Below are 11,841 nucleotides of genomic sequence, written 5' to 3'. Positions count from 1 at the left end.
CGCCGAGGAGCGCAGCGTTTCGCGGATCAGGGCTTGCAGCTGTTTGAGCCGAAGGCGAGTTCTGCAAGACCCCGCGAGACGCGAGCACCGCAGGGGAGCCCGAAGGGCCGGCACAGTGGGGCCGCTTAGGCCGTACCGCATATCGGGTGCCCCCCGCAAACGCCCTGAACAGTCAAAGAGGCAGCGTATCGAACGCAGCGTAAGACGTAGCCAGCCAGGACTTCACACGCTGCCGTTCCAGCAGGCCCAAAGCGTGAGGCCCTTCGCGGTCATTCACAGCCTTCCAGAAACTGGAATTTTGCGCATCGATCTTCCGCATGCTGGCCTCATGCAGACGCGGCAGCGCAATCACCCGCGCTCCGTTCGCGTTGGCCTTGGACAGCGACTGCGACGCCAGCAGCATGCCGAAATCGCTTCCGCGCCCGTAGTTCTGCACCACGATGTAGTTGGGCCGATTGCCGAAGGTGTCGATCAGCGAGCCGAGCAAGTCGGTGGAGTCCTTGCCGTCGTCGAGCACATGCCAGAAATTGACCGTGACGCCAATTTCGGCAAACACGTCGAACAGGTCGGATTCCTTGATCCAGCGCGACAGCGGCGCCAGCGTCTGGGCGGCCAGGTCGACGATCACGCTTTGCTTCGGGTTGGCTTCGAAGCCGTTCACGACGGTGTCGAGCCCTTCGTAGCTGTCGACCACGACCGGCGACGCAAAACCTTCGTAGAAGCGGGTGAAGGAGCTGTGCGAACGGTCGGTGTCGAAGCCGGTGAACGGGCGGCTGCGGTCGATGAAGTACTGGGCCAGCACGCGCGCCGTGACCGACTTGCCGACACCGCCTTTTTCGCCGCCGATGAAATTGATGGAGCTCATGAGTTGCTGCTGCCTCGAATGGGTTGAGGGGTGAAGAAGGGGCGGGTCATTCTAGGGGCCGGGTTTTTCTGTTCATCTATTTGCCGCGCTTGGTCAAGCCTTGCAGCAAGGCGTGTGCCTGCAAGCGCTGCTGCAACCGCTTCTTCCACGGCGCTGGCAGCGTCGAAGCATCGATCATCTCGGGCCAGTTGCTGCGCGCGAGCCGCGCGGTGTCGGCCACCAGGCGCCGCACCAGCGGTTCGTGCAGCCCCGCGGAGAAGCAGAAGGCGCGCATGTTGGCGGGTGTGAACATGGCGGTGCGCTTTTTGACCGCGGTACCGGTCGTGGGCAGCAGGGGCAGGGCGTGGCCGTCGACGCCCTGCAATGCGGCGTAGGCCACGATGTCGTAGGCGGGGGCCAGGCGGGGCGCGATGCCGTCGGGGTACAGCACGCCGAAGTTCTTCAGGTGGGCGTCGGGGTTGCCGAGCAGGTCGTTCACCACGAGCCTGCGCACGAGTTCGAGCACCGCTTCTTCGCCCAGCGATGGAAACGCGCGCATCGCCAGCGCCATGTCGAGATAGCTGGCGCTGTACTTGTGCATGGGGTCCACCGCGAGCACCTGCGCGAAATCTTCAAAATGGATGCGGCGCGCGCCGTCGCGGTCGAAGCGCGTCACGGCCAGGAATTCGGGCTCGTCGGGCAAGGCATAGCTGTGCTCGGCCTTGATCGCCGAGAGTGGCGCGAGTTCGGCGTGGCACACCTGGACGCCGGCCGCGCCCGCCATCTGCAGCGAAAGCATTTCCAGCTGCGGCATGTGCGGCCGGCCAGCCACCGGCAGCTTGGCGATCACCCGGGTGCTGGCACCGGCCCGCGTGCGCGCGACATAACGCCCGCCCTGGCGGCGCAGGCCGAGCTTGGGCTGCACGCCCGAGACCGATATGCCCTGCGGCATCGGCAACTCGACCACCGACATCTCGAGCGCGTCCTGGTCCTGGGTGATCAGCCGCTGCAGCGTGCCGCGGTCCACCGAGACCGGCTTGGCGCTCACCGCGCCGGGCAGGTCGCCGCCGCAGGCCGCGAGGAGCTCGAAGTGGTCGTTCTCGCGGCAGCCGCGCAACTGCGCGATGTGGCTGCGCAGCACGCCTTCGGGCAGCAGGTTCTGGAAGAAGCGCGGGAGCGCACCGCCTTGCCCGTTGAACAGCGGGTTTTTCACGTCGCTCCAGAGTGCGGCCTGCGAGGCGGTGTCGCTCGCCACCATCGACAACGAAAGCACTTCCGGCGGCGGCGCGGCGATCAGGTCGGGCTCCGCCACGAAGCGGCACAGGTCGGCGTACTGGAAGAGCTTGCCGAAGGGCCGCGTACCGAGCGAGATCTCCAGGATCTTGACGTTCATGGCGTGCCGCGCTGTTGTCCCTGCATTTACCGGCGTTTGCCCGAATAGGGCGGCGAGGCCGGCGCCTGCGCGATGGCATGGCTCACGCGGGTGGCGACAGGGCGATAGTCAGGGTCCGCACCGGTGCTCTGGCCGAAGCCCTTGGGCGCCAGCTGCAATTCGAGCCCGAGCGCATCGACCAGCGCCAGCAGCGATGACAACTGCGGATTGCCTTGCAGGCCGAGGGCATTGCGCACCGAGCGTTCGGTGAGGCCCGAGCGCAGCGCGATCTGTGCTGTCGAGAGGCCTGCGGCATCGCGGCGTGCGGCCAGGGCGGTGATAAGTTCCTGTTTGTTCACGGAAATATAGTACCGCAATCGTGGTTTCAGGAATTATGTTTCCCCAAGACCATGAGGCCGGCAGCGCTACTTGGGCAGCATCGTGAAGAAGGGCATGACGACGCCCAGGACCCAGTTCTGGCCGAAATCCAGCGCTGCCCGGCGGTACTTTTCATCGGCCTGCGCGGCCAGCAGGTCGAGCCGCGCTACCACCTTCGACAGCTCGCGGTCGGCCACGAGGTTGCGGCCACGTTCGCTGATCTCGGTGGCCAGCAGCAAGGGCTGGCCGTCGGGGCCGGACTTGGAGGAAATCAGCCACAGAGATATCTCGAAATTGCGCGCGGCCCGGTAGCTGTTTTCGGCGTCCACGCCGTCGATCATGGTCTGTTCCCAGGTGCCGCCGTTGGCCTGCTTGAGCATCGAGGCCCAGCCGACCACGAGGGCTGCGACGCGGTCGCCTTGGTAGGCCTGCGGCCCGGTTTCGAAAGCCAGCCGGATCGCCTCGATACCGGTGGCGCCGCGCAACTCGGGCAACTCGGGGCCCTTGATGACCGCGTCCCAGGCGCGCTGCGAAGCTTCGTCGGCGGAGGCGGCCGATTTGCGCCATTCGCGGGGGTTGCGCCGGTAAAGCGTGGTCTGCACGCGCCGTATGGACTGCAGGTTGTCGCGCAGCGAGAGGTTCGCGATGCGGTTGGCGCCGGACTGCAGCCATTCCTGGTTGGCATAAGGCTCGGCGCGCTCGGTCGACCGGATCGATGAACAGCCTGCCAGGCCGAGCAGGGAGGCAGCGCCGGCCAACAGGCAGGCGCGTCGTGCCGCGAGGGGTGAAGCCGGAGAAACGATCATGCCCTGACGTTATCATCCACGGCTTGGGCGGCGGCCTGCTGCAAGCTGCGGGCCCGTGCAATTTTCCTTACAAATCAATACCTTGGCGCTACACCGAGGCAGGCCGACAAGTCGTGCGTCTTAATTCCATCAAGCTTTCGGGCTTCAAGTCGTTCGCCGAACCCACCAACTTCCTGCTGCCGGGCCAACTGGTCGGTGTCGTCGGACCGAACGGGTGCGGCAAGTCGAACATCATGGATGCGGTGCGATGGGTGCTGGGCGAGTCGCGCGCCTCGGAGCTGCGCGGCGAGTCGATGCAGGACGTGATCTTCAACGGCACGACCACCCGCAAGCAGGCCAGCCGCTCGAGCGTCGAACTGGTGTTCGACAACGCCGACCATCGCGCCGGCGGCCAGTGGAACCAGTTCGGCGAAATCGCGGTGCGGCGCGTGCTCACGCGCGACGGCACCAGCAGCTACTACATCAACAACCAGCCGGTGCGCCGCCGCGACGTGCAGGACGTGTTCCTTGGCACCGGCCTCGGCCCGCGCGCCTACGCCATCATCGGCCAGGGCACGATCAGCCGGATCATCGAATCCAAGCCCGAGGAACTGCGCCTGTTCCTCGAAGAAGCCGCCGGTGTCTCCAAGTACAAGGAACGCCGCCGCGAAACCGAAAACCGCCTGGGCGACACGCGCGAGAACCTCACGCGCGTCGAAGACATCCTGCGCGAGCTCAACGCGAACCTCGAAAAGCTCGAGAAGCAGGCCGAGGTGGCCGCGCGCTACAACATGCTGCAGGGCGAGGCCACCAAGAAGCAGCACCAGCTGTGGTTTCTCAAGCGCAGCGAGAGCGACGCCGACCAGGCCAGGATCAAGGCCGATTCGGAAAAGGCGATCAACGACCTCGAGTCGCGCACCGCCGACCTGCGCCGCATCGAAGCCGAACTGGAAACCGTGCGCCAGGCCCACTACGCGGCCGGCGACCAGGTCAACCAGGCCCAAGGCAAGCTCTACGAGGCCAGCGCCGAAGTCGGGCGGCTCGAAGGCGAGATCCGCTTCGTGGTCGAAGGCCGCCAGCGCGTCGAGCAGCGGCTCGTCCAACTGCGCGAGCAGATGGGCCAGTGGGGCCGCCGCCGCGAAGAGGCCGAGGTGGAAATCGAAACGCTGGCCGGGCAGGGCGTCGATGCCGAAGAGCAGGCCGTGCTGCTGGCCGCGCAGCTCGAAGAACACGATGCGCGCCTGCCCGAGCTCGAAGACGCCGTGCAGCGCGCCCAGAACGAAGCCAACACCCAGCGCGCCACCGTGTCGCAGGTGCAGCAGCAGATCCAGGTGCTGGCCGCCGACCAGCGCAACATCGAAGACCAGAGCCGCCAGCTCACGCAGCGCAGCGAACGCCTGCGCGCCGACCAGAATGCGCTGACGGCGCCCGACGAGGCACGTCTCGCGGACATGCAGGAGCAACTGGCCGCCGCCCAGGAAACCGCCGCCGAAGCCGACGCGCGCCTGCACGAGTTGCAGGAAACCGTGCCGCAGCTGGACGACGACCGCCGCGCGAAGCAGCAGACGGTCAACACCGAAGGTGCACGCCACGCCGAGTTTTCGGCGCGCCTCGAAGCACTGCGCGCGCTGCAGGAAAAGGTCAAGACCGACGGCAAGCTCGCGCCCTGGCTCGCCAAGCACGGCCTCGACGGCCTGCAGGGCCTGTGGAGCCGCATCCACATCGAGCAGGGTTGGGAGAGCGCGCTCGAAGCCGCCCTTCGCGAGCGCCTGGGCGCCCTCGAAGTCAGCCGGCTCGACATGGTCCGCGCCTTCGGCAACGATGCGCCGCCCGCCAAGCTGGCGTTCTACAGCCCGCCGTCGGCCGGTGTGCCGCAGGGCGCTACTACGCTGCCGCGCCTGTCGAGCCTGCTGCGCCTGAACGATGCCGGCCAGCAAGCCCTGCTGAACGACTGGCTCCACGGCTGCTACACCGCGGCCAGCTTCGAAGAAGCCCTGGCGCAACGCGCCGCGCTGCAACCCGGTGAAGTGATCTATGTGCAAAGCGGCCATGCCGTGTCCTCGCACAGCGTCAATTTCTACGCACCCGATTCCGAGCAGGCCGGCCTCCTGGCTCGCCAGCAGGAAATGGAAAACCTGGAGCGCCAGCTGCGCGCCCAGACGCTCATCAACGAAGAAGCGCGCACCGCGCTGGTCCGCGCCGAAGCCGCTTACGGCGACGCCGCCCAGCGCCTGGTAACCGCCCGCCGCGAAGCCGCCGACACCCAATCGCGCGCGCACGAGCTGCAGGTCGAAACCCTGCGCATGACCCAGCTCGCCGAGCAGATGCGCGCCCGCAGCCAGCAACTGGCCAGCGACCTCGGCGAAGTCGATGCGCAGCTCGAAGAGCTGCAAGAAAAGCGCATGGCCGCTGAAGGCCGCTTCGAAGAGCTGGACATGCAACTGGCCGACAGCCAGGAGCGCCACGCCCAGCTCGACGAGCGCGTGATCGAAGCCGGCCGCGCGCTCAATGCCAGCCGCGAGCAACACCGCAGCCTCGAACGCCAGGCGCAGGAAGCCACCTTCTCGCAGCGCACGCTCGAAGCCCGGCGCGCCGAGCTCAACCGCGCCATCGAAACCGCGGCGCAGCAGATCGTGGCGCTGACCGATGAAGACGAGCGCGCCCGCGCCGAGCTGGGCCGGCTGTCCGACGCCGCCGCGCAAGCCGGCCTGCAGGATGCGCTGTCGCTCAAGCTCGAACGCGAAACCTCGCTGGGCGCATCGCGCAGCCAGTACGACGACCTCACGCTCAAGCTGCGCGCGAGCGACGAGCGCCGCCTGCAGCTCGAACGCGAGCTCGAACCGCTGCGACAGCGCATCACCGAATTCCAGCTGAAGGAACAGGCCGCGCGCCTGGGTGTGGAGCAGTACCAGCAATTGCTGGACGACGCCGGCGCCGATCTCGAAGCCATCGCACTCTCCATCGAGACCGACAAGGTCCGCCTGACCGGCTTGCAGAGCGAAATCGACCGCCTCAACCGCGAAGTGGTGGCGCTGGGCGCCGTCAACCTTGCCGCGCTCGACGAGCTCGCGATTGCTAGCGAGCGCAAGATCTTCCTGGACGCCCAGTCGGCCGACCTGAACGAAGCCATCGGTACGCTCGAAGATGCCATCCGCAAGATCGACGCCGAAACGCGCGACCTGCTCGGCGGCACCTTCAAGATCGTCAACGAGCACTTCAGCCGCATGTTCCCCGAGCTGTTCGGCGGCGGCAATGCGCGCCTCGTGATGACGGGCGACGAGATTCTCGATGCCGGCGTGCAGGTGCTCGCGCAGCCGCCCGGCAAGAAGAACCAGACCATCCACCTGCTCTCGGGCGGCGAGAAGGCGCTCACGGCCATTGCGTTGGTGTTTGCGATCTTCCAGCTCAACCCGGCGCCTTTCTGCCTGCTGGACGAAGTCGACGCGCCGCTGGACGACGCCAACACCGAGCGCTATGCCAAACTCGTGACCGCCATGAGCCGCGAAACCCAGTTCCTCTTCATCAGCCACAACAAGATCGCCATGGAAATGGCCGAGCAGTTGATCGGCGTCACGATGCAGGAGCAGGGCGTTTCGCGGATCGTCGCGGTCGACATGGAATCGGCCGCCTCGATGGTCGAGGCCGCGTAAGTCGAGCGGCGCGCATGAGCAACCTCACCCTTGCACTCGCCATTCTTGGCGGTCTCGTTCTCGCGGCCGTCGTCGGCTACGAAACCCTGATGTCCCGCCGCAATGCGCCGCGCCAGCCCGATGCGGTGGACGACGCGCTGGCCAACGTGGAGCGCTCGATGGCCGCGGGCGACGGCGAGGAGCCGGTGCTGCACGTCGATCCGAACCAGGTGCACGGCAGCGACCGCCACGAGCCGCTGTTCGACCCCGACCTGCCGGCGCCCAGCGGCGTGCCCGTGCCCACCGGCGAGCGCCGCGGCGGGCTCGATCCGCTGATCGACGTGATCGCGCCTGTCTCGCTGGAGGGCCTTGCTTCGGGCGACGCCGCCATCGCGGCCATGCCGCCGACCCGGCGCGCGGGCAGCAAGCCGGTGGCCATCGAAGGCCTGAACGAACACAGCGGCCAGTGGGAGCCGCCCGTGGCCGGGCAGCGCTACAGCGCCTTCCAGGTCGGCGTGCAACTGGCCAACCGCACCGGCGCGCTCAACGAGATCGAATACTCCGAGTTCGTCGTGAAGGCGCAGGCTTTTGCCGATGCGGTGAACGGCGCCCCCGAGTTCCCCGAAATGCTGGACGAAGTGGCGCGCGCCCGCGAGCTCGACCAGTTCGCCAGCGCGCACGATGCGCAACTGGGCTTCGTGCTGCGCGCCCTGCATGCGGCCTGGAGCCCGGGCTATGTGCAGCAGAACGCTGCGCGGCTGGGTTTCGTGGCCGGCATCATCCCGGGGCGCATGGTGCTGCCGACGGGGGAGGCCGGGCTGCCGCCGGTCCTCGGGCTGGCCTTCGACACGCAGGCCGCTTTGGCCGACGACCCCGCGCAATCGGCCATCCGCGAACTCAGCCTGAGCCTGGACGTACCGCAGGTGGACCGCTCCGAAGAGCCGTTCCGCCGCATGCGTGAAGCTGCTGCCACGCTCGCACGCGAGATGGACGGCGTGGTGACCGACAGCGACGGCCAGCTGCTGCGCGACGAGACGATGGACGTCATCGGCAACGACCTCGAGCAGCTCTACGACACGCTGGACGCACGCGATCTGGCGGCCGGTTCACCCTTGGCACGCCGGCTCTTCAGCTGATCCGATCTTTTCGGGAGACACCCACATGACGACGCGCGACGAAGCGGCACGCGAAGCCGCCGCACTGAGCGAACAGCTCCACAAGCACGCCCACCTCTATTACGTGCTCGACGCGCCCGCACTGCCCGACGCCGAGTACGACAAGCTGTTCCAGCGCCTGCAGACTCTGGAAGCCGAGCACCCCGAGCTGCGCACGCCCGATTCGCCGACGCAGCGCGTGGGCGGCAAGGTGCTCGACGGCTTCACCAAGGTACGCCACAAGGTGCCGATGCTGTCGATCCGCACCGAGACTGACATCACGCCCGGCGGCGCCAGCGCCTTCGACGCGCGCGTGCGCAGGGAGCTGGGGCTGGCCGAAGACGGGCCACAGGTTTCTTACGTGTGCGAGCTCAAGTTCGACGGCCTGGCCATGAACCTGCGCTACGAGCACGGCGTGCTGGTGCAGGCCGCCACGCGCGGCGACGGCGAGGTGGGCGAAGAGGTCACGCAGAACATCCGCACGGTGCGCGAGATTCCGCTGCGCCTGGCCGGCAAGGCGCCGCCCGTGGTCGAGGTGCGCGGCGAGGTCTACATGAAGCGCGCCGACTTCGACGCCCTCAACGAGCGCCAGCGCGCCAGGATCGCGGCCGGCCAGAAGAACGAGAAGGTCTTCGTCAACCCGCGCAATGCGGCGGCCGGCGCGGTGCGCCAGCTCGATCCGGCGATTGCGGCGGAACGCCCGTTGAGCTTCTTTGCCTACGGCCTCGGCGAGGTCACGCCCCCCGGCGAAGGCGGCCCTGATTGCCCGACCCAGTTCGACTGGCTCAAGCAGTTCGGCGAATGGGGCTTTCCCGTCGCGGCCCAGACCGCGCGGGCGACCGGCGCCATCGAGCTGATCGCGTTCCATGAAAACATCGGCCGCCAGCGCGATGCCTTGCCCTACGACATCGACGGCGTGGTCTACAAGGTCGACAGCGTCGAGCTGCAGCGGCAGCTGGGTTTTGTCTCGCGCGAGCCGCGCTGGGCCGTGGCCCACAAGTACCCGGCGCAGGAGCAGCTGACCGAAGTGCTGGCCATCGAGATCCAGGTCGGCCGCACCGGCAAGCTCACGCCCGTGGCCAAGCTGGCGCCGGTGTTCGTCGGCGGCGTGACGGTGACCAATGCCACGCTGCACAACGAGGACGAGGCGCGGCGCAAGGACGTTCGCGTGGGCGACACCGTCATCGTGCGGCGCGCTGGCGATGTGATCCCCGAGGTGGTGGGCGTGGTGCCCGAGAGCCTGGCAAAGCCCGAAGGCGAGCGCGGCCCGGTCTTCACCATGCCGCACCAATGCCCGGTGTGCGGCTCCGAGGCGGTGCGCGAAGCGGAAGAGGTCGACTACCGCTGCACAGGCGGTCTGTTCTGCGCGGCGCAGCGCAAGGAGGCCATCCTGCACTTCGCGGCGCGGCGCGCGGTCGACGTGGACGGGCTGGGCGACAAGCTGGTCGAACAGCTGGTGGATGCCAACCTCATCCGCACCTTGCCCGATCTTTACAAGCTTGGGTTCACCACGCTGGCGGGCCTTGAGCGCATGGCCGAAAAGTCGGCAAAGAACCTGGTCGATGCCCTGGAAGCGTCCAAGAAAACCACGCTGCCGCGCTTTCTGTTCGGCCTGGGCATCCGGCATGTGGGCGAAAGCACCGCCAAGGACCTTGCCAAGCACTTCGGCAAGCTCGACGCGATCATGGATGCGACCGAAGAGCAACTGTTGGAGGTGAACGACGTGGGCCCGGTGGTGGCACAAAGCCTGCGCACCTTCTTCGACCAGCCGCACAACCGCGAGGTGGTCGAGCAGCTGCGCGCCTGCGGCTTGACCTGGGAAGAGGGCGAGCCCGCGGCCCGCGCGCCCAAACCATTGGCGGGCCTGACCTTCGTGATCACCGGTACCCTTCCTACGCTGGGCCGCGACGAGGCAAAAGATAAGTTGGAGGCAGCCGGTGCAAAGGTCGCCGGCTCCGTCAGCAAGAAGACCCATTACCTCGTGGCCGGAGAAGAAGCCGGCAGCAAGCTGGACAAGGCGCGCGAGATCGGAGTGACCGTGATCGACGAGGCGCGTATGCTGGAGATCCTCGAGCGCGGCATTGCGGAATAAGGAGTGACGGCGGTTTGTCTTTACCCGCCGTTACCTCGCTTCATCGCAGCGCAGTCAACAGGGTCTACAACCTGACGTTGAAAGAAAACTGAAGGCCAACAAGGAGCCCCTCATGCAGAAAATTCGTATTCTTGGTGCCAGCATTGCCCTCGGTGGCGTTGCGCTGCTGACCGGCTGCGTTGGCGTTCCGGGCGACCCGTACTACGACGGGGGCTACTCCAGCGGTGGCTACGGCGATCCTTACTACGGCTCGTCGCCCGTGGTGGTTCAACCCGCGCCGGTGTACATCCAGGGGGGCGGCTATTACGAAGGCCGCCGACCGTATTACAACCGGCCTTATTACGGCGGCCGGCCTGGTTATCCGGGCGTTCGTCCCGGTTACCCGGCCGTTCGTCCGGGCGCGGGTGGGCCTCGTCCGGGTTGGGGCGGCGGTGGGCGTCCGCCCGGCGGTGGCGTGATCGTGCCGCCCACGGGCAACACGGGCGTGTCGCCGCTTCCGCAATACCGCCCGCAGGCACCGCGCGGCAACTCGCGGCTCTGGACTTCGCCCGACTCGAAAAACTCGAACGACCGTCCGTGATGTGTCTGTGATGGGGTCATGACCCTGTCGCGATAATCGCGCGATGGCCATCCGCGAAATTCTCAAGATGGGCGACCCCCGGCTGCTGCGCATTGCGCAGCCGGTCGCCGCCTTCGATACCGACGAACTGCACCTCCTGGTGCGCGACATGTTCGAGACCATGCATGCGGTCAACGGCGCCGGCCTCGCGGCACCGCAGATCGGCGTGGATCAGCAACTGGTGATCTTCGGCACCGACATCGTCAACCCCCGTTATCCCGACGCACCGCCGGTGCCGCGCACGGTGCTGCTCAATCCCGTCATCACGCCCATCGGCGAGGATGAAGAAGAGGGTTGGGAAGGATGCCTTTCGGTGCCGGGCCTGCGCGGCGTGGTGCCGCGCTTTGCCAACATCCGCTATACCGGCTTCGATCCTTACGGCGACCCCATCGATCGGGTGGCCACCGGTTTTCATGCGCGCGTGGTGCAGCATGAAGTCGATCACTTGCTGGGCAAGCTGTACCCGATGCGGGTACGCGATTTTTCGCGCTTCGGCTACACCGAGGTCCTGTTTCCAGGCCTCGATGCGGCCGACGACGACTGATCCGGAACCCCGTCTTACTTGTTGCTCAGGCCGAAGCGGCCGCCGCCCGTGAAGGCCAGGGAAATCGCCGCAAACAGGAACATGCCCTGCAGTTCCAGCGCCCAGCCGCCCTGGCCGTTGATCGCGCCCAGATCTTTGCGGTGCACCAGCCAGATGGCCACCAGCATGTTGATCGCCACGATCACCGCCGCCGGCCGCGTGAACAGGCCGACGATCAGCAGCACCGGCGCCAGGATTTCGCCGACATAGACCGCATACGCCAGAAAAGCCGGCAAGCCGTGCGACGCGAGCATGCCGCCGATGCCGTCGACGCCCTTGGTGACCTTGGCCACGCCGTGCAGCAGGATGAGGATGCCCAGCGCGAGGCGCAGAACGAGCTTGCCGGTGTCGTCGGACTTCAACATGTTTGATTCCTGTTCGGGAG

At 67.0% G+C, this 11,841-nt stretch carries 10 protein-coding genes; 5 read left to right on the top strand and 5 right to left on the bottom strand.

Features of this window, described 5'->3' with window-relative positions:
* Positions 1 to 172 precede the first annotated feature (172 nt).
* From ABIC90_RS18905 to ABIC90_RS18890, 4 genes are all read right to left on the bottom strand, one after another.
* Entirely contained in the window at positions 173 to 865 is a 693-nt protein-coding gene (locus tag ABIC90_RS18905) for a mobilization protein (protein ID WP_354356678.1), read from the bottom strand.
* 76 nt (positions 866 to 941) lie between these two features.
* Positions 942 to 2,237: a type II toxin-antitoxin system HipA family toxin gene (locus tag ABIC90_RS18900; RefSeq protein WP_354356676.1), complete on the bottom strand. Its 1,296-nt coding sequence runs from the start codon at positions 2,235 to 2,237 to the stop codon at positions 942 to 944.
* A gap of 26 nt (positions 2,238 to 2,263) precedes the next feature.
* Positions 2,264 to 2,575 (bottom strand): helix-turn-helix domain-containing protein, encoded by a 312-nt coding sequence (locus ABIC90_RS18895; RefSeq protein WP_354356674.1) that lies wholly within the window; start codon positions 2,573 to 2,575, stop codon positions 2,264 to 2,266.
* A gap of 66 nt (positions 2,576 to 2,641) precedes the next feature.
* Positions 2,642 to 3,400, bottom strand: a complete 759-nt coding sequence (locus tag ABIC90_RS18890; protein ID WP_354356672.1) for a hypothetical protein — start codon at positions 3,398 to 3,400, stop codon at positions 2,642 to 2,644.
* 113 nt (positions 3,401 to 3,513) lie between these two features.
* On the opposite strand from ABIC90_RS18890, the gene smc reads away from it, so the two are divergent.
* The 5 genes from smc to def all read left to right on the top strand — a co-directional run bounded on the left by smc (position 3,514) and on the right by def (position 11,417).
* Complete coding sequence (smc, locus tag ABIC90_RS18885; RefSeq protein ID WP_354356670.1) at positions 3,514 to 7,029, top strand: chromosome segregation protein SMC; 3,516 nt, start codon at positions 3,514 to 3,516, stop codon at positions 7,027 to 7,029.
* Positions 7,030 to 7,043: 14 nt separating this feature from the next.
* Positions 7,044 to 8,144 carry a cell division protein ZipA C-terminal FtsZ-binding domain-containing protein gene (locus ABIC90_RS18880; protein WP_354356668.1) on the top strand — a complete coding sequence of 367 codons (1,101 nt, stop codon included), beginning with the start codon at positions 7,044 to 7,046 and terminating at the stop codon, positions 8,142 to 8,144.
* A 25-nt stretch (positions 8,145 to 8,169) separates the two neighbouring features.
* Complete coding sequence (gene ligA / locus ABIC90_RS18875; RefSeq protein WP_354356666.1) at positions 8,170 to 10,254, top strand: NAD-dependent DNA ligase LigA; 2,085 nt, start codon at positions 8,170 to 8,172, stop codon at positions 10,252 to 10,254.
* A 112-nt stretch (positions 10,255 to 10,366) separates the two neighbouring features.
* On the top strand, positions 10,367 to 10,834 hold the full coding sequence (locus tag ABIC90_RS18870; protein ID WP_354356664.1) for a hypothetical protein: 468 nt from the start codon (positions 10,367 to 10,369) through the stop codon (positions 10,832 to 10,834).
* A gap of 43 nt (positions 10,835 to 10,877) precedes the next feature.
* The gene (gene def, locus ABIC90_RS18865; protein ID WP_354356662.1) at positions 10,878 to 11,417 is read left to right on the top strand and encodes a peptide deformylase; all 540 of its coding nucleotides are present in this window, start codon (positions 10,878 to 10,880) and stop codon (positions 11,415 to 11,417) included.
* 14 nt (positions 11,418 to 11,431) lie between these two features.
* Here the strand turns inward: def and ABIC90_RS18860 are convergent, their stop codons facing one another.
* Complete coding sequence (locus ABIC90_RS18860) at positions 11,432 to 11,821, bottom strand: DoxX family protein (RefSeq protein WP_354356660.1); 390 nt, start codon at positions 11,819 to 11,821, stop codon at positions 11,432 to 11,434.
* Positions 11,822 to 11,841: the final 20 nt, after the last annotated feature.

Origin of the sequence: Variovorax boronicumulans, assembly GCF_040544675.1 — a bacterium.
GTDB classification, from domain to species: domain Bacteria; phylum Pseudomonadota; class Gammaproteobacteria; order Burkholderiales; family Burkholderiaceae_C; genus Variovorax; species Variovorax boronicumulans_D.
This window is presented reverse-complemented; position numbering and strand designations above follow the sequence as displayed.

Excerpts from the sequence above, each read along its gene's own strand:
- ABIC90_RS18905 (WP_354356678.1), bottom strand. The coding sequence starts at position 865 with ATGAGCTCCATCAATTTCATCGGCGGCGAAAAAGGCGGTGTCGGCAAG.
- ABIC90_RS18900 (WP_354356676.1), bottom strand. The coding sequence starts at position 2,237 with ATGAACGTCAAGATCCTGGAGATCTCGCTCGGTACGCGGCCCTTCGGC.
- ABIC90_RS18890 (WP_354356672.1), bottom strand. The coding sequence starts at position 3,400 with ATGATCGTTTCTCCGGCTTCACCCCTCGCGGCACGACGCGCCTGCCTG.
- ABIC90_RS18880 (WP_354356668.1), top strand. The coding sequence starts at position 7,044 with ATGAGCAACCTCACCCTTGCACTCGCCATTCTTGGCGGTCTCGTTCTC.
- ligA (WP_354356666.1), top strand. The coding sequence starts at position 8,170 with ATGACGACGCGCGACGAAGCGGCACGCGAAGCCGCCGCACTGAGCGAA.
- ABIC90_RS18870 (WP_354356664.1), top strand. The coding sequence starts at position 10,367 with ATGCAGAAAATTCGTATTCTTGGTGCCAGCATTGCCCTCGGTGGCGTT.
- def (WP_354356662.1), top strand. The coding sequence starts at position 10,878 with ATGGCCATCCGCGAAATTCTCAAGATGGGCGACCCCCGGCTGCTGCGC.
- ABIC90_RS18860 (WP_354356660.1), bottom strand. The coding sequence starts at position 11,821 with ATGTTGAAGTCCGACGACACCGGCAAGCTCGTTCTGCGCCTCGCGCTG.